Raw genomic sequence first — 16,981 nt, 5'->3', positions numbered from 1 at the left:
TTTGACACTTCCCGCAGCCTGTTCGTAACTAGGCCGAAGTGACTGAAACCCTCTGTTTTTACAGAGGGTTTTTCTTTATATGACCAAACATTTTCTGCCTGATGCCAGCCATAAGTAAAGCCGAACATCGTTTGTGGTCTAAATATGGCCTATGTTCGGACCTTGGTATGATTGATAGCGCCTGGGGATACGTTGAAAGTAGAGACCATCAACTACGTTATAGAATCCTATGAGCAGTTGCAGGAGCGAGAGAACGCCATTGCTCTGCTGAAATTGCTGACGCTGTCAGAAAAGGATAAAGCGGAAGGGCGCGTGTTCTCAAAGGAATCGCTGTTGGATGGGCTTTAAGCACTACAGTGCTCCGCATCAAGGGATTGCAATGGAACCTTTGAGTACACGTTTACGGTAAAGCACGGCATCGACGCGATTGTCACATCAGCAGGATATCCAGCAGTTGTTGTTTAAGCGTCTGATCATGCCCTGATAGCCCAATGGCTGCCTAACCCTCGTTTTCATGCAAGTGAAAGACTATGGGGAACCGCATCACTCGTCCTGCTCATCATACTTACGTTGGCACTCCTGAATCGCCTCAATATTCCCCAGCGTCCAGTCGAACAGTACCGAGAACGGCCCCTGCAGGGATTTGCCGAGCGGCGTCAGCGAATACTCGACGCCAAGCACCCGCCCGTCCAACACTTTGCGATGCACCATGCCGTTGCGTTCCAGCTTGCGTAGCGTCTGGGTCAGCACGCGTTGCGTGACGCCATCCAAACGGCGCTTGATGGCGTTGAAGCGCTGCGGCTCGCGCAGCACTTCCAGCACCATCATGGACCATTTATCGGCAATCTGATCGAGCACGATGCGGCTTGGGCAGTCGGCGCGGTAAACAACATCGGTCTTATCCATCGGTATCCTCCTGCATCCCTGGGATGCTTAAGGTGCGTAATTGACGCCAGGTATGCAAAGTATACCATTCGAAACAGGGCACGAATAACCCGCACTTGTACCCCAGGTAAAAGGACATTGAGATGACAGATACAGATTTCAGCAAGCTCAGGCTGTCTCATGCGCACGGCGTGATGACGATCGCTATCGATAACCCACCGGTAAACGTACTCGATGTGGCGCTGATGTCGGAAATCAGCCGTTTATTGCTCGCGGTGCGTGACGATCCGGATACGCGGGTGTTGGTGTTCCAGAGCGCGAACCCAGCGTTCTTTATTGCTCACGTCGACATGACCTTGATCGATGAGCCGCACGCTTTCGACGAACTGGCGAGCAACGCGCCGGAGGGGCTAAATCCGTTCCAGGCGTTTGGCGAGCTGCTGCGTAGCCAGCCGCAGGTCACTCTCGTTAAGCTGGCCGGGCTGGCGCGCGGCGGTGGCGCCGAGTTTGTGGCGGCGGCCGATATGGCTTTCGCGGCACGGGAAGCGGCGGGGCTGGCCCAGTGCGAGGCCTTGATGGGCATTACGCCCGGCGGCGGTGCGACGCAGTATCTGACGAGCCGAATGACGCGCGGCCGCGCTCTGGAAGTGATCCTGGGCGCCGATCTCATCGATGCCGCTACCGCAGAACGCTACGGCTGGATTAACCGCGCCTTGCCTGCCGCCGAGCTGGATGATTTCGTCGAGCAGTTAGCGCGCAATATCGCGGCATTGCCTGCGGGGGTGATTGCGGCGGCCAAACAGGCGATGCCTGCACCGGATCTGCAGGCCGGTTTTTATCGCGAGCACGACGCCTGGGCGGGATTGTTCGCACGCCCGGCCGCGGAGCGGTTGATCCGCGGTGGGCTGAAAGCCGGTGCGCAAACCCCGGAGGGGGAGCGCAACCTTGAAGGCCTGCTGCGGCATCTTGCCCGCTAAGGCACCGCCTCGCGCTAGCCCGCCCCCCACTGCGTCAGCAGCGCATGCAGCTTGGCCGGCTCCAGCGGCTTGCGCAGCACCAGATAGCCTTCCTGCTCGGCCTCTTGCAATATCTGTGAGTTGAACTCGCCGCTGACCATCGCGCCGCTCACGTCCGGCAGGCGCTCGAACAGCGCTTTCAGGATGTCGAAACCGCTCTCGCCGGAGCGCAGGCGCTGGTCGCACAGCACGGCGAACGGCGTAAAACCGTCCTCGACAATGGCGAAGGCCTCCTCGGCGGAGGCCGCGCAGCGCACGGTGATGCCCCAGGTGCTCATCAGGCTCTCCCAGGCGGAGGTCACCAAGGGATCGTCGTCCACCACCAGGCAGGCGCCGCGCAGCGGCGCATAGCGGATAGGCGTGGCGGTGTTGTCGTAGGCGGCCGCGGTTTCCGGCGCTTTGTCTTCGCCGATATATTGCGTGAAGCGCATCCAGAAGCGCGAACCTTTGCCTTCGACGGAGTGCATGCCGTACTTCACCTTCATCAGTTTGGCGCAGCGCGCCACCACCGCCAGCCCCAGCCCGTGGCCGGCGCTGTCGATTTTCCACGCCAGTTCAGGGCGGTAGTAAGGGGAGAAGATTTTGCTTTTCTCTTCGTCGGCGATGCCCACGCCGGTGTCCCACACTTCCACCAGGCACTCGGGGCCGCGTGGGCGGATGGCGATCAGCACGCCGCCCTGTTGCGTATAGCGCAGGGCGTTTTGGATCAGGTTGATCAGCGATTGCCGCACCAGCAGCGGATCGCCCATCACGCTGATACGCCGTCTAGGCCGCCAGGTGCGCAGCGCCAGGGCGCGGCTGTTGGCCTCTTCGCGGAACAGGGTGACTACCGAGTCGAGCAGGGCGCCGATATCCACATGGGTGGCGGCGGTGCGCACGTTGCCGGATTCGATCTTGCTGAGATCGAGCAGTGAATTGAACATCAAATGCACCGAACGCACGCTTTGTTGCAGATCCAGCAGCTGCGGCGTCAGGCTGTCGTCCCGGTTTTTGTGGATGATGGCTTCGATCAGAAAACCCATGGCGTGCACCGGCTGGCGCAGATCGTGGCTGGCGGTGGTCAGGAACTGGTTCTTGTCCAACAGCGCCTGTTCCGCCTCTTCTTTAGCCTGGCGGAACTGCTCCGCCAGGCGCGAGCTTTGTTCTTCGAGCAGCGCCTGCTGGATAAAGAACGCATGCGAGGTTAATGCGTGGCGGTAAATGGCGAAGCCGTACAGCAAGTTCAGCATCAGTACGATGAACATCACGTCTTCCAGCCGCCAGATGATGCCGAGGTTCAGCAGCCCCCAGGAGGCGAAGAAAAAGCGGGTAAAGGTGCTGATGACGGGCGTCAGGTGCGTTGCGTTGGCGGCGACGATCGCAGCGATGCTGATATTGAGCAGCAGGAAAAAGTCAAAGTTATGGGTCTGTGGGGTAATTAAATAGAGTGATGAGATCCCCAACCCGTGAATAAACGCCACCTTATTAATGCGCGGCAGCCAGCGGCGCAGCACGGTGTCTTCATCATTTTCTTTGGCCTCATGCAGATAGCGACGATGTCCTATTCGGATCGCCACGGCGCATAGCAGGTAAACGATGATCCAGGTAATGGTTGGGCCGAGTTCATCACCCAGCAAATAAATCCAGATGGCGAACGGAATGCCGACGAAGGGCACGGCGGTGAAGCTGAACACCAGCCGCATGAAGGTGTTGTCCAGCAGGCGGATCTGTGCGCGTGGGGAGATGCCATCATTTTGTAAATGCTGGAAAAACCTCATGACGACGGATCCCGTTTGCCGTGCAACAGCGTGATGGCTTCCACTCGGCTGTTGACGCCGATCTTTTTCAATATATTGCTGATATGCTCTTTGACGGTCGGCTCGGAAATAGACAGTTGCGTCGCAATTCTTTTATTTGGCAGGCCGCGCAGCATCATAGTTAATACGTCTAATTGCCTCGGTGTTAAATTGAATTTATTTAAATGGTCATGGTTGTTTTTAATGGCGGCTTCATTGCCTTCCGGGAACCATTCCTGATTATTGTTCAGCGCAAAAACCGCCCTGGCGAATAATTCTGGCGGTTCATTTTTTAACACGAACCCATGCCCGCCGGCATTGTGCACTTTCTGCCAGATATTGTTATTCTCGTCGCCGCTGACCACCAAAATCCGCACCTGCGGATAACGTTGTTTTACTTCTTTGAGTAATTTCAACGCCGTACCGGAAGAGAGCCAAAAATCAATCACCAGTAAACGCGGTGGGCCATTTTCCCTAATATGGCGGTAGCAATTCTCTTCATTGGTCACCACATGCGCCTGTTTGAATCGGCAATGCGTGCTGAGAAAATTGGCGATACCGCTTGCTACCAATGGATGGTCATCAACGACCAACGCATAATCCTGCCCCAAAGGATTCTCCTTTCGCCTTCAAATATCAGATAGGTCTGATGAATTATTATCAACCCTCCCTACTTTAGGAGGGTTTTTTCGTTTAGGAAAGGGAAATATATTATTCGAGGATTTGGATAAGAGAAAACATAAAGCTAATCGGTAATTTTAACTGATTGGTTATAAAGGATAATTTATGAAGAAACCACTTATCGCTTTAACCGTTACGATGATGATAGCCGGTTGTTCCACCCTGAAAACCGATCAGGCCATTCCATTACTGCAGGCGGAAACCGCCAAAATGCTGGGCCTGGGCTCATCGGACGAAATTACCGTGACCAACGTCAATGGCGCACAGCCAGATGCGCTGGGCGGCCAAAAACTTTCTTATCGCGCCACCACGGAAAAAGGCCGTATTTTTGATTGCTCATCGCTGATGATGCCGGGAATTTTAGGTTCGTCGCCGTCGCTGAGCGCGCCGACCTGTACGCCGGTGGTCACGCATAAATAATTCGCTTCGGGGGCGGTATTGCCGCTTCCTGGTTTTCCATCGTCGGAGCGTCAGCGCCGGGGGGCAATAAGCTTTTGCTTCGACGATCACTAAACCGGTGTGCGCGAAATAACGCCTCACACCTCCTCTAGTGTATTGAGTTTTCCTATAACAATAAATTTCGCGACATCACGCTAACGAGTACGGAGATAGCCCGTGAATGACAAGACATCGCACCCTTTAGCGGTTAGTACACCGCTTTCCAAACTTTACCTCGCTCTATTTTCTGCGCCGCTGTTGATGCTGGCGCCCGCCGATATCGCTCGCGCAGACGATGCCATTTTTGACGGCGACTCAAAAATTACCGAATCATTGGCCTACACCGGGGACGTTTACGTCGGCCGCAATCAAAGCGGCAATCTGCTGATCGAGAATGGCAAGATCAGCGCCTATAACATCAATATTGGCCGGCTGTTCAACGGCCAAATTCATGAGAGCGTAGTCACGGTCCGCGGGCCGAACGCCGAGCTGAACGCGGTGAACGATCAGTTCGTGCTGCGTGGCGGCCTGAATCTGGGGCGGGGCACCTTGCGGGTTGAAGACGGTGCGCTGGCCAGCGCGAAAGAGATCGTGGTCGGCACCACCCGTGGCTATGACAGCCACCTTATCGCCACCGGCGCCGGTTCTCGCGTCACCAGCAATTTTCTCAGCGTCGGCACCGATTTAGGGGCACGATCCACGCTGGCGATTGAAGACGGCGCGGTGCTGAATACCGCCTTTGACGCACGCATCGGCAATGGCAGCGGGCCGGGCGAGAGCGATATGCTGAGCCCGAAAGCCACGGTCACGGGGGCTAATTCCCAATGGAACGTCGGCCGTGCGCTCACGCTTTACGGCGATCTGGACGTGCTGAACGGCGGCGCGGTCAACGTCGGTAATATTCAGGTGGCGGGCGTCTCCGGCGCGCGTAAAACCGCCGAGCTGACGATCGCCGGCAGCGGCTCACGGTTTACCAGCGGCAGCAGCGTCAACGTCGGCGATTACGGCAATGGCGTGTTGGCGGTCATGGACGGCGGGACATTCTCCGCCGGCGGCAACGAAGTGGTGCTGGGCAAGACCGGTTCCGGTTCTAACCGCGGCGCGCTGATTATCGGCAGCCGCGGCAACATGGATACCGGCACCGGGTTGACCGAGCCGACGCTCGGCGCGGCGGGCGCTGCTGGCACTATCGATGCCCAGACGGCGATCGCCCTGCGGGGCGGATTGTTCCGCAGCTATGTGTACTTTAACCATACCGACGGTAATTACGTCTTCAGCAACAAGATGAGCGGCGAAGGCGAGGTGATCAACACCGCCGGGCACACGACGCTGAACGGCGATCTCACTGGCCTGCAGGCAAACGTCACCGCGCGCGGCGGTAAGCTCATCATCGCCAGCGACATCAATACCCAGAAAGAAGACGACATTTTCGAGATCCAAACCCTCAGCGCCGAAAACGGCGGCACGCTGATCCTCAATGCGACGGCGGGTTCCGACGTCAATAACGGGCAGGGCTACAGCAGCGCCGCCTCGATCAAGGCCGGCGGCACGCTGGGCGGCAACGGCACGCTGGGCCAGACCGAGATCCAGTCCGGCGGCCATATCTCGCCCGGCGACGGCAATATCGGCACGCTGACGCTGAAACGCTACCTGAATTTTATCGGCGAATCCTTCTACGACGTCGATATCGCCGGCGACGGCCGCAGCGATCAACTGCTGGTGGCGGGCAAAACCACCATCAGCGATCAGGCCAAGGTGCAGGTTACGGCGCTGGATCCGCAAACCAGCTATAAAACCGGCCAAAGCTACCGCATTCTGACCTCGGACGGCGGCATTGACGGCCAGTTCGCGTCGGCGGTTTCCAAGTCCGCCTTCCTCGATGTGGCGTTGAACCACAGCGCCAACGCCGTGGATCTGACCATCGCGCAGAAAGACACGGGCGGTGAAAACCCTGGCGGCGAGAACCCGGGTGGGGAAAACCCAGGCGGTGAGAATCCAGGGGGCGAGAATCCGGGCGGGGAAAACCCAGGGGGCGAGAATCCAGGCGGCGAGAATCCGGGCGGAGAAAGCCCAGGCGGTGAAAATCCGGGGGGCGAGAATCCAGGCAGCGGCAAACCGGGCATTTTCCAAACGGTGGCCGAGAGCGGCAACCAGTGGAATACCGCTGGCGCGCTCTCGACGCTGGCGCAGAGCGGCCCTTCGCTGGCGCTGTATAACTCGCTGCTGCTGCTGAGCGCGCCGGAAGCGCGCGAGGCGTTCAATCAGCTGTCCGGTGAAGTCTATCCGTCGATGCAGTCTAACCTGATCGCCGGCAGCACCCAGCTGTTCAACGTGCTGAACCAGCGCATGCTGCGCCTGTTCGACAATGACAGCCTGCCGATACCGCCGTTGGCGATGTCGCTGGTGCAACCGGCGCAGGCGCAAAACAGCGGCGTTTGGGGGCAAACCTTCAGTTCCTGGGGCAAAAACAGCGGCAACGGCAACGTGGGCAAGCTGGATGGCAACACCACCGGCTTCCTGTTGGGCGCGGATCGCAAGCTGGCGGACCATAACGTGCGCATCGGCGGCTACTTTGGTTACAGCCGCGGCGACTACGACGTCGACAGCCGCCGTTCCAAGGCCGATACCGACAACTACCACCTCGGCCTGTATGCGGCGGGGCAGCAGGATGCGTTCTCGCTGCGCGGCGCGCTGGGTTACACCTGGCATAAGATTGAAGGCAAGCGCAACGTCGATTTCAGCGGCTTCTCGGATCGGCTGAAGTCGGATTATGACGCGAACTCGCTGCTGGCGTTCACCGAAGCGGGTTACCGTTTCGGCCAGCCGGAGATGAACGTCGAACCGTTCATCAACCTGAGCTACATCCGCCTGCATACCGACAGCTTCCAGGAGTCGGGTGGCGCGGCGGCGCTGAGCGTGCGCAATGAAACGATGAACACCTTCTACTCTACGCTCGGGGTGCGCGGCGTGACCGAACTGCCGAAGAACGTCAGCCTTTACGGCTCACTCGGCTGGCAGCACGCCTACGGCGATAAGAACACTTCATCGCGCATGGCGTTTGCCGGCAGCGACGCGTTCGTCACGCAGGGCCAGGCCGTGGATGACAACGTGATGGTGGGCGATATCGGTGTGAGCGTGAAACTGTCGCACGCCGCGACACTGGATGTCGGCTATCAGGGGCAATTTGGCGCCGATACTCGCGTTAATTCGGTCAACGCCAACCTGCGCTGGTCGTTCTGATTTTTTCCTCCAGGCTTCTCTGGTACTTGCAGGCCCGCTTGATGCGGGCCTTTTTTATGGTGAGAACGCAGTGGCGGCCTGTGGCTGACTTTTATGATGAAAAAGCCCGCGCGATGGCGGGCTTGGCGAGAAGCGCGAGCGGGGGTTAACGCCCTTTTTTCTTGCGCCCTGGCTGGGTAAAGCGCTTGCGGCCGGCTGGCGCAGCGGCTTTGTCGGCGCCTTTCGGCCCGCCGGCGTTCGGTTTTTTCGCCGGGGCAGATTTGGCCGGGGCTTTCTTCGTCGGTTTAGCCTCGGACGAAGAGCCTTCAATCAGCTTGAACAGCTCAATCAGCTCGTCATCGGTCAGATCGCGCCACTCGCCCAGCGGCAACCCTTTCAGGCTGACGTTCATGATGCGCGTGCGTTCCAGCTTGGTGACCTCATAGCCGAAGTGTTCGCACATGCGGCGGATCTGGCGGTTCAGCCCCTGGACCAGCGTGATGCGGAACACGAACGGCGCCTCTTTCTTCACCTTGCACTTTTTGGTCACGGTGCCCAGCATCGGCACGCCGGCGCCCATGCCGCGAATAAACTCGTCGGTCACCGGCTTGTTGACCGTCACCAGATACTCTTTCTCATGATTGTTGCCGGCGCGCAGGATCTTGTTGACCAGGTCACCGTGGTTGGTCAGAAAGATCAGCCCCTGTGAATCCTTGTCCAAACGGCCGATCGGGAAGATGCGTTTGCTGTGGTTGACGAAGTCGGCGATGTTGTCGCGCTCGCCGTCTTCGGTGGTGGTGACGATGCCGACCGGTTTGTTCAGCGCGATCAGCACCAGATCTTCTTCATTGCGCGGTTCGATCAGCTGACCGTTAACCTTCACCACATCGCCGGCAAATACCTGAGCGCCCACGGTGGCGCGTTTACCGTTGATGAAAACGTTGCCCTGTTCGATGTATCGATCGGCGTCGCGGCGTGAGCAGATGCCACTCTCGCTAATGTATTTGTTCAGACGAATGGATGAGTTAGTCAGCATGGGATCTCCGTAAAACGCGGACTATACATTACCCGGATGACGCTGCGAAGCGAATCATGCAGGGGGGCTGGATAAGGGTATCCTGACCGCGGCTACTACAAAGGTATTTGCAATATGTTTTTTTCGTTTAATTAATTATAGAAAATCGATGAGGATTTTTCTGCAAATTATTCAGGTTATAAATGGATTGTGCCAAATTAAACCATTTAAGCGTTCATGTATAGATTCATTTTAGAAAAGCATTAGGATATTGATAAATTCAAGGAGGGATAAATTAACGCATTAGCCGAGGAAGGGACGTTACGACGTATGACCATGGGGGAAATTAAATTGGCTCGCCATATATATGGAAGCTCAATTATATATGGTCGTGTATGGATACACTGTGATAGCTATTTCCCGTTTGGCTTACAAAACAGAAGTTATGCCATGGCACCTAATGGCGAGTTATGGTTTCGGAGGGAACTCTATAAAGACGATTTTTCTGATAACACGGTTCTGATAGAAGAAAAACATCTTTTCATCCATGAGTTGGGGCATGTATGGCAGCATCAGCATGGACAATGGGTAAGAATGCGTGGGTTGTTTAGTTGGGCGGCTGAGTACAACTATCGTCTTGATAAGAATAAAATTACTGATTACTCGCTGGAGCAACAAGCTTCGATTTTTGCTGATTACTGGCTGCTGTTGGTTTATGGTATTGAAACGTGGCGTTATTATCAACGTCCTGGACGAGTGGGCAAGTACAGGGGAACCGATAGTTTGCGTGACATTCATGCACTTTATCAAAAAATTATTAAGGGATGAGGGGAGCATGAAAAAATATTTGGTTCTATTCACGGCCAGCCTCCTGGTCGGCTGTCCGGGGCCTGGCGATAAGCTGACTCCGCGCTTCCCCGCCGTCGTCACTGCCAAAGATAACCATGTCTGCATTCTTTCTTCTATGAAGGCAGGGGATAATATTCGCTTCGTTCAGATTTATAGCGAATCAGGCGATAAGCTCATTAAAGCTATCGATAATGACGTTTTCTTCGTTGAGCCGGGGAGGTGCATGCCGGTATTCGACTATGCTTTTCGGCCAGGGAAGCGTTATTCCGTCGCCTACGATATACAGACACCCGAAGGTTCGCATTTGATTACCGCCGCATTCATGGTTGTCTCCGACGAACGGGGCAACCTGAGGGTTAACCATTAACGCATGTTCTTAGGTTTAGTTTGTTGGACTGCGTTAGGTTGTAGAATGAAAGGCTATGAAAAAACTTGCCCTGTTGCTCGCTAACGCATTGGCTGTTGTTGGGCTGGCTGTGCTGACAATAAAGCTTTTTCCTGTACCCAGGCTAAACCAGAATCAAACCGCTTGGCTGATTGACGCCAGTGGGTTTTTCCATTTTAACGGTACGGAATGGTTTGGTGCGCTCGTTTTTGGCGCGGTTTATCTGCTGGCCGGGTGTCTGGAATGGCTCTTTATCCGCCAGGTTTTTCAGCGGGTGAGCTGCGGGCACCGCCACTAACTCTCATCACCGTTCCTCCACCTTCACCACCCGGGTATTCAGCGGGGTGAGCGTTTGCCCGGCGCTGCCGATCGGCGTCAGGCGCGGGACGGGGCGGCCGCTGTCGCTTTCCACCAGCGTTGAGTGCGCTTCTCCCTCGGCGAACAGATGATCTTCCCCCCACTGGCGCAGGCCGACGATCACCGGAAACAGCCCGCGGCCTTTCTCGGTCAGCACATATTCCTGATAGGCGCTGCCGTCTGCGGCGGGCACGATCTCCAGCACGCCGTGCGTCACCAGCGCGCGCAGGCGGGTGGCAAGGATGTTCTTCGCCATCCCCAGCCCTTTTTGAAATTCGCTGAAGCGGGTGACGCCGTCGAAGGCGTCGCGCACGATCAGCAGCGACCACCAGTCGCCAATCACATCCAGCGTGCGCGCCACCGGGCACGGCGCGTCTTCCAGGCTTTTACGTTTCACGACGGTTATCTCCAGCTGCATATTCTGGTTGCATTATAAAACCTCTGCACCTAAAGTTCATTGGGTTTAATAATGAAACCAGATTGAGGTGTGCAATGAGCGACAAACTGCTGGATCCTCCCTGTGCGGCGCTGGGGCGCTTGCCGGCCACCCTGGTGCTGCTGTTGGCCGGTGCCAGCGCCTTTAGCGTGGCCAACGTTTACTATGCGCAGCCGCTGTTGGACGCTATCGCCCATGATTTTTCCATCAGCCTGGCGGCGGTCGGCATGGTGATCTCCGTGACTCAGTTGGGCTGCGCGCTGGCGCTGCTGTTGGTGGTGCCGCTGGGGGATCGGTTGAACCGGCATCGGTTGCTGGCGGGGCAGCAGCTGGGGCTGATTGGCGCGCTGTTGCTGGTAGGCTGGGCGCATAGCGCATCCGGGCTGCTGGTAGGGATGTTGTTGGTAGGCTTATTGGGCACCGCCATGACGCAGGGGCTGATCGCTTTTGCCGCGGCACTGGCGCCGCCGCAGGAGCGCGGGCGGGTGGTTGGTGCGGCGCAGGGAGGAGTGGTGCTGGGATTGCTGTTGGCGCGCACATTGTCCGGTGCGCTGGCGGACGTTGGCGGCTGGCGCACGGTGTATTTTTTCTCCGCCGGGGTGACGCTGGTATTGCTGCCGATCCTGTTGCGCCTGCTGCCTGCGCCGCGCACCGCTCCCAGTACGCTGAGTTATCCCGCGCTGCTGCGTTCAATGCTGACCCTGTTGCTGCATGACCGCACGCTGCAAATTCGCGGCATGCTGGCGCTGCTGATGTTCGGCGCTTTCAGCCTCTTTTGGAGTTCACTGGTGTTGCCGCTGAGCCAGGCGCCGTTCAGCTTCAGCCATGCCGCGGTGGGGGCGTTCGGCCTGGTCGGTGCGGTGGGCGCGCTGGCGGCGGTGCGCGCCGGGCATCTGGCGGATCGCGGGTTGGGGCAGGCGGCCAGCGGCGTGTGTCTGCTGCTGTTGACGCTGGCCTGGCTGCCGCTCGGTTTGCTCGGCAGCGGCCTGGTTTGGCTGGTGGCGGGCATCGTGCTGCTGGATCTGGCGGGCCAGGCGATCCACGTGCTGAACCAGAGCATGATCTTCAGTGCACACCCGCAGTCGCACAGCCGGCTGGTGGGCTGCTATATGCTGTTTTACGCCGTCGGCAGCGGGCTGGGCGCCTTTGCCGGCACCCATATGTACGCCTGGGCGGGCTGGAGCGGCGTCTGCTGGCTGGGGGCGGGCGTCAGCCTGAGCGCGTTGCTGTTTTGGCGGCTGACGCTGCGCGGGATGCCGCCCTCAGCGACGGCGGTGGAGCAGTGAAAGCTGGAAGCCCAGCGCACCGCACAGCTGCTGAGGCGCGGTGAAGCCGCTTTCCGCCAGGAGGAGACGGCTGCGCGCCGCCGTCATCGGGTGCCAGTTGCGGCGGGTGCGTTCGATCACCTCCTGCGCCTGCGCCGCCGAATGCCCGGCGCTTTGCAGCCAATGTTGGTAGTGGCTGGCGGGCAGGCCCTCCGGTTGATAGTCGAACAGCAGCAGCGGTGCGGCGGGGGAGAGGCGCTGCGCCAACTGCTGCAGAAAATCCAGTTTGGCGCCATCGTCGGCGATAAAGTGCAGCACCAATGAGCACACCGCCGCATCGTGGCGGGTTTGCGGCGCTTGTTGCAGCAAGGTGGGTTGGAAACTCACCCGTTGTGCATAACCCGCGGCTTCGGCCTTGGCGCGTGCGGCCGCCAGCATGCCGGCGGAGGGTTCCACGGCGCTGAAACGCCAGCTGGCGTTGGCGGCGGCCAGCGCCGACAGTTCGCTGCCGGTGCCGCAGCCGGCCAGCAACAGCGTGGCGTCATTCGGCAGCGTCTGCGCGAGCGTCGCCGTCAGCAAAGCCTGGGCAAACTGATAGCCGGGCACCAGGGTCAGGATACGGCGATCGTAATCCGCCGCTGCGGCATCGGGGAAGCGAGTATCCGTTTGATGTGGCATAACCTTCCTTGCCAAGTTCATTGAGAGGGGCAAGGAAGGGTATGCTTAAATGATAATGAAATCCATTATCATTAATGAGTTCTGTGACGGGAAAGGCGGCGTTAGCGGGCCGGTGAATGCATCAGGTAATAATCTTCTTCGCCGTCGTTGCCGGTAGAGATGATGCGCCAACCGTGTTTGCGGTAGAACGCCAGCGCCTTTTCATTCTTCACCAGGCATTTCAGCGAGCCGGTGGCGGTGAAGGTGGCTTGCGCTGCCTGCAGTAGCGCACTGCCGACGCCGCGCGGCGGCTGATGGGGATCGACATACAGGTTATGAATGAAGTTGTCTTCGCGGTAGACGGAGACGAATCCCAGCAGCGTGCCGCCGTCTTCCGCCACCCAAATCGCTTCGCCCAGCGTCGCGCCGTCGAAATCTTCCAACTGATAGTTTGAGGTATCGCGCCAGCCGAACGCCGCCTTGCGCGACGCCAGGTACAGCGTGCGCAGGAAGGGGCGATCGGTCTCTTGGTAGGGTCTTATCTGCATGGCATCTCCCGGTGGTTTGTGCTCACTATAGCGCATTGCACCGGGCGTGCACGGCCACAAACGGAAAATGCTAGGCGTCGCCCCAGGCGGGCAGGCGATTGAGCCCGTCGCTCAACTCCTGAGCCAGGTGGCGCACGGTGTCGGCATGCAGGGCGGCCAGCGGTGGATGAAAGTCGGGCGTCCGCAGCGCTTGCGGCGCGCTGGCAAGCTGCGCCGCATACTCGGCGAGAACGCGCCCGCCCTGGCGTTGCACCTCGATCAGCGCCTGGCGTTCGTGCACGGACAGCGCCGCGCCGCCGCCTGCCAGATAGGTGTTGAGCTTTTCGCTGGTCAGCAACAGGCTGCGCGTCTGGTTAAAGATCAGTTGGATGTGCCGGGTGAAGCTTTCATGGTTATCATCTGCCAACTGCCAGGTAGGCTCTAGCGTCACCCGGGCCACCACCGCTTCGCAGCCCTCGATCTTTTGCCAGATGCCGATGGCGTTTGTGTTCTCGCCGCCGAGGAAGCGCGCCAGTTCCCGCAGCACGTTGGCAACCTGCTGCCGCAGCGACTCCCCTTCGTATTCCGGCCACAGCGTGGCGTGAATGAAAGTGGCGAACCCTACCCCCAGCACGATGCCGATCAGGCGATCGCGGATCTCGGTCAGCTCGGTGACCGGGCCAAAGCTTTCCAGCAGCGCCAGGGAAAAGGTGAACAGGATCTGTACCCCTGCATAGCTTATCTTCTCGGAGCCGGCGGCGATCCAGGCGGAGAGGGCGATCACCGGCAGCGTCAGCAGCAGTAAGCCGACGAGGCTGTCGAGGTGAGGCATGATCCACACCACCGAGATCAGCGCCAGCAGGCTGCCGATCGCCGCGCCGCCGAGACGCAGCCGCGCCCGCCGCTGTGTGGCGCCAAGGCTGGGCTGGGCCACGATCAGGCAGCTCAGCATGATGGTATGAATGCCGGGCCAATCGACGGCGGTATAAAACACGTAGGCGACCAGCACGGTCAGCAGCGTTTTCAACGAAAACTGGATGTAAACCGGGTTGGTCAGGGCATCGGGGGTAAAGAAGGGCACTTTTGGCGGTGGCGCGGCCTGCAGGGCGTCGGCGTAGTCGCTGCGGTTGGTGTAGACCTGCAGGAGGCCGGCCATTTCATTGAGCGGCGCCGGCACCTGCGGATCGTCGCTGCCGGCGATCGCGACGGAAAATCGCAGCGCGCTGTCGTGGCTGATCGCGGTTTGCAGCGCGCGGCAGGCGGCGTCTATCTCTTGCGCCAATTGACGCGCGGCCGCGCCGAAAGCCGGCGGCAGCTGATAGGCCAGAATATTCAGCTGCAACACCAGGGTGATCAGCGCCAGATAACCGGGCTCGCTGGCGCGGCAGCGATCGCTGCGCATCACCGAAAAGCGCAGCAGCTTATGCAGCTCGGTGGCGTGCTGCGAGATGGCGCTCAGATCGTGCGTCTCGCCGCCATTGGCCAACATAGCGCGGGTTTCGTCCAACACCGCGTTCATCCGGCCCTTTAGCTGCTTCAGCGGTTCGGCCGGCAGCAGCAGGGTATTGACGATCAGGGTGAGCAGGATGGCGTAATTGATCGCCACCCATACCCACAGCACCAGCCGTATCACCACTTCCGCCTGCGGAGTGAGATCGACAAAGCTTTGCGTGTAGATCACCACCAGCGCCATCAGGAAGAACAGTACCCCAACCTTGGTCACCCGCATCAGGAACACGCTGAGGAAAAACAGCGCGCTGGAGAGCAGGATGCGCAGTATCGGGTAGTCGTAGGTGAACTTCAGTACCAGGATAGCGGCGCCGATCGCCAGCGTGGAGCTGACGAAAAACAGGATGCCGATCGTGCGGGTGATAACGATATTGGACTGCGTGATAAAGAAGACAGCGATCAGCGACAGCGCCAGCCACGGCACCTGCAGCGTCTGCGAGATCACGATGGCGATCGCGCTGGAGAGCAGAGCACGGATCATCAGGTTGATGCGGCTGTCCGAAGGGCGCAGCTCGTCGATCAACGGGGACAGCCAGCCGCGAGACATCGTTTTATTCTTCATGGCGCAGGTTCAGCTTGGCTACCGCCGAAGCGCCCACGCGGAACAGCGCCGGGTTGGGGGCCTCGACCGCGATCTTGACCGGGAAGCGCTGCGACACGTGTACCCAGTTGATGTTGCGCGACACGTTGGGTAGCCCGCCCAGCACGGTGCCGCCGTCGTCGGGCTGCACGCCGTAGCTGATCGATTCCACCTTGCCGCTGAAGGTCTGGCCGGCGTCGCTCATTAAATACAGCGTGGCCGGCACGCCGGGATGCACGCCTTTCAGGTCGGTTTCGCGGAAGTTGGCGACCACGTACCAGTGGCGGGTGTCGATCAGCGTGAACACCGGTTTGGCGCTGGAGGCATATTGGCCGACGGTGGTTTTCAGGGAGGCGATGCGGCCGTCGAACGGCGCTCTCACCTCGGTGAACTCCAGGTTCAGTTTGGCGATGGCGATGTCGGCCTGTACTTCGGCGCGCTGTGCGACCAGGGCTTCGACGCCGCTGACGGCGGCTTCCGCCTGTTTCGCCTGCAGCAATGCGGCCTGCAATTCCGCCTGCGCCGAGCGCTGGGAGGTGCGGGCGGTTTCCACTTCTTCCGCCGAAACGTAGTTCTTGCCGAGCAGCTTTTGCCGGCGGTTAAGGGTGTCGGTCGCCTGCGCCACCAGCGCCTGTGAGCGTTTGACGATGGCGTTCATCGATTCGGCGTTGTACTGCTGTGCGTTGACCGAACGCTGCGTCAGCTTGATCTGTTCATTCAGCGTGATCAGGCGCGCTTCGCTGGCCGCCAGCGCGTCCTGGTAAGGGCGCGGATCGATGCGGAACAGCAGATCGCCTTGCCGCACTTCCTGGTTGTCGCGGATCGGCATCTCGACGATGCGACCGTTCACCTCCGGCACCACGTCGATGGTGTCGGCATAGGCGTAAGCATCGTCGGTACTGGGGGCGTTTTCCACCCGCCAGACGACGACGGCGGCCACGATGAATGTCAACGCCAGGATGGTAAGCACCAGCAGTCTGCGCCGGTTTGGGGTGTGTGGTTGGGTCATGGCGTCAGTCTCAGTGGGGGAAAACCAGTAACCAGATCAGCATGGCGATCAGCGCGGTCAGCGCCGGATACGTCAGCAGTTGCGGCGCCAGCCAGGCGCGTTTTTCCGGGGTGCGCAGCAGCAGGTGGAGCGCCACCATACCCGCCACGCCGCCGCACAGGCAAAACAGCCAGTCGGGGAACGAAGCGCCGAACACCACTATCGACGGTGCCGGCGAGCACCCGGTGAGCAACAGCGCGGTCAGGCAGGTGATAAGCAGTTTTTTGTCGGGCATAGGGCATTCTCTGACGATTGGCTTGGGCGACGGGCCGAATGAAATGACTCTTTTTCAGTGAGTGAGGTCACTGTTTGTCTTCCCCACGCTTGCGTCAGGGTAAA

At 59.1% G+C, this 16,981-nt stretch carries 17 protein-coding genes and 1 pseudogene; 8 read left to right on the top strand and 10 right to left on the bottom strand.

What is annotated here, in order from left to right; genetic code table 11:
* Positions 1-213: 213 nt before the first annotated feature.
* Positions 214-348: pseudogene (locus tag QMZ29_RS02395) on the top strand (type II toxin-antitoxin system Phd/YefM family antitoxin); the annotation flags it as partial.
* Between the two features lie 195 nt (positions 349-543).
* Here the strand turns inward: QMZ29_RS02395 and QMZ29_RS02390 are convergent.
* Positions 544-906 carry a winged helix-turn-helix transcriptional regulator gene (locus tag QMZ29_RS02390; RefSeq protein ID WP_060434368.1) on the bottom strand — a complete coding sequence of 121 codons (363 nt, stop codon included), beginning with the start codon at positions 904-906 and terminating at the stop codon, positions 544-546.
* 122 nt (positions 907-1,028) lie between these two features.
* Between QMZ29_RS02390 and QMZ29_RS02385 the strand changes: the two genes are divergently transcribed.
* The gene (locus tag QMZ29_RS02385; protein WP_060434370.1) at positions 1,029-1,862 is read left to right on the top strand and encodes an enoyl-CoA hydratase/isomerase family protein; all 834 of its coding nucleotides are present in this window, start codon (positions 1,029-1,031) and stop codon (positions 1,860-1,862) included.
* Between the two features lie 14 nt (positions 1,863-1,876).
* On the opposite strand, the gene QMZ29_RS02380 is transcribed toward QMZ29_RS02385, so the two are convergent.
* Complete coding sequence (locus tag QMZ29_RS02380) at positions 1,877-3,658, bottom strand: hybrid sensor histidine kinase/response regulator (protein ID WP_060434372.1); 1,782 nt, start codon at positions 3,656-3,658, stop codon at positions 1,877-1,879.
* A complete protein-coding gene (locus tag QMZ29_RS02375) occupies positions 3,655-4,287 on the bottom strand; it encodes a response regulator transcription factor (RefSeq protein WP_043138047.1) in 633 nt (210 codons plus the stop codon). Before QMZ29_RS02375 ends, QMZ29_RS02380 begins: the two co-directional genes overlap by 4 nt.
* Before the next feature lie 175 nt (positions 4,288-4,462).
* On the opposite strand from QMZ29_RS02375, the gene QMZ29_RS02370 reads away from it, so the two are divergent.
* Both QMZ29_RS02370 and QMZ29_RS02365 read left to right on the top strand, forming a co-directional pair.
* Positions 4,463-4,777 carry a putative periplasmic lipoprotein gene (locus QMZ29_RS02370; protein WP_025303891.1) on the top strand — a complete coding sequence of 105 codons (315 nt, stop codon included), beginning with the start codon at positions 4,463-4,465 and terminating at the stop codon, positions 4,775-4,777.
* A gap of 195 nt (positions 4,778-4,972) precedes the next feature.
* On the top strand, positions 4,973-8,035 hold the full coding sequence (locus tag QMZ29_RS02365; RefSeq protein ID WP_261426539.1) for an autotransporter outer membrane beta-barrel domain-containing protein: 3,063 nt from the start codon (positions 4,973-4,975) through the stop codon (positions 8,033-8,035).
* A 145-nt stretch (positions 8,036-8,180) separates the two neighbouring features.
* Here the strand turns inward: QMZ29_RS02365 and rluF are convergent, their stop codons facing one another.
* Positions 8,181-9,050, bottom strand: coding sequence for a 23S rRNA pseudouridine(2604) synthase RluF (gene rluF / locus QMZ29_RS02360; RefSeq protein ID WP_025303889.1), 870 nt, complete (start codon positions 9,048-9,050; stop codon positions 8,181-8,183).
* A 273-nt stretch (positions 9,051-9,323) separates the two neighbouring features.
* Between rluF and QMZ29_RS02355 the strand changes: the two genes are divergently transcribed.
* The 3 genes from QMZ29_RS02355 to QMZ29_RS02345 are packed head-to-tail and all read left to right on the top strand — an operon-like array spanning position 9,324 to position 10,561.
* Positions 9,324-9,857 (top strand): type IV secretion protein Rhs, encoded by a 534-nt coding sequence (locus tag QMZ29_RS02355; RefSeq protein WP_072269867.1) that lies wholly within the window; start codon positions 9,324-9,326, stop codon positions 9,855-9,857.
* 7 nt (positions 9,858-9,864) lie between these two features.
* Positions 9,865-10,245, top strand: coding sequence for a putative T6SS immunity periplasmic lipoprotein (locus tag QMZ29_RS02350; RefSeq protein ID WP_060434380.1), 381 nt, complete (start codon positions 9,865-9,867; stop codon positions 10,243-10,245).
* A 55-nt stretch (positions 10,246-10,300) separates the two neighbouring features.
* Positions 10,301-10,561, top strand: a complete 261-nt coding sequence (locus QMZ29_RS02345) for a DUF1158 family protein (protein WP_060434382.1) — start codon at positions 10,301-10,303, stop codon at positions 10,559-10,561.
* A gap of 6 nt (positions 10,562-10,567) precedes the next feature.
* Here QMZ29_RS02345 and QMZ29_RS02340 read toward each other — a convergent pair whose 3' ends face one another.
* The gene (locus tag QMZ29_RS02340) at positions 10,568-11,017 is read right to left on the bottom strand and encodes a winged helix-turn-helix transcriptional regulator (protein ID WP_060434485.1); all 450 of its coding nucleotides are present in this window, start codon (positions 11,015-11,017) and stop codon (positions 10,568-10,570) included.
* Positions 11,018-11,112: 95 nt separating this feature from the next.
* Here QMZ29_RS02340 and QMZ29_RS02335 point away from each other — a divergent pair, with 95 nt between their 5' ends.
* On the top strand, positions 11,113-12,342 hold the full coding sequence (locus QMZ29_RS02335; RefSeq protein ID WP_261426528.1) for an MFS transporter: 1,230 nt from the start codon (positions 11,113-11,115) through the stop codon (positions 12,340-12,342).
* Here the strand turns inward: QMZ29_RS02335 and QMZ29_RS02330 are convergent.
* The 5 genes from QMZ29_RS02330 to QMZ29_RS02310 all read right to left on the bottom strand — a co-directional run bounded on the left by QMZ29_RS02330 (position 12,319) and on the right by QMZ29_RS02310 (position 16,877).
* A complete protein-coding gene (locus QMZ29_RS02330) occupies positions 12,319-12,999 on the bottom strand; it encodes a methyltransferase (RefSeq protein WP_261426526.1) in 681 nt (226 codons plus the stop codon). The genes QMZ29_RS02335 and QMZ29_RS02330 overlap by 24 nt on opposite strands.
* Positions 13,000-13,100: 101 nt before the next feature.
* Positions 13,101-13,526: a GNAT family N-acetyltransferase gene (locus QMZ29_RS02325; RefSeq protein WP_099816852.1), complete on the bottom strand. Its 426-nt coding sequence runs from the start codon at positions 13,524-13,526 to the stop codon at positions 13,101-13,103.
* Between the two features lie 70 nt (positions 13,527-13,596).
* Positions 13,597-15,576, bottom strand: coding sequence for an FUSC family protein (locus QMZ29_RS02320; protein ID WP_230201424.1), 1,980 nt, complete (start codon positions 15,574-15,576; stop codon positions 13,597-13,599).
* Positions 15,566-16,603: a multidrug transporter subunit MdtN gene (gene mdtN, locus QMZ29_RS02315; RefSeq protein WP_049204871.1), complete on the bottom strand. Its 1,038-nt coding sequence runs from the start codon at positions 16,601-16,603 to the stop codon at positions 15,566-15,568. Before mdtN ends, QMZ29_RS02320 begins: the two co-directional genes overlap by 11 nt.
* Positions 16,604-16,613: 10 nt before the next feature.
* A complete protein-coding gene (locus tag QMZ29_RS02310) occupies positions 16,614-16,877 on the bottom strand; it encodes a YtcA family lipoprotein (RefSeq protein ID WP_060434389.1) in 264 nt (87 codons plus the stop codon).
* Positions 16,878-16,981 lie beyond the last annotated feature (104 nt).

Source organism: Serratia sp. PF-27, from assembly GCF_030053255.1.
Taxonomy (GTDB): domain Bacteria; phylum Pseudomonadota; class Gammaproteobacteria; order Enterobacterales; family Enterobacteriaceae; genus Serratia; species Serratia bockelmannii.
The sequence above is the reverse complement of the archived record's forward strand: the minus strand, read 5'-3'. Positions and strand labels throughout refer to the sequence as shown.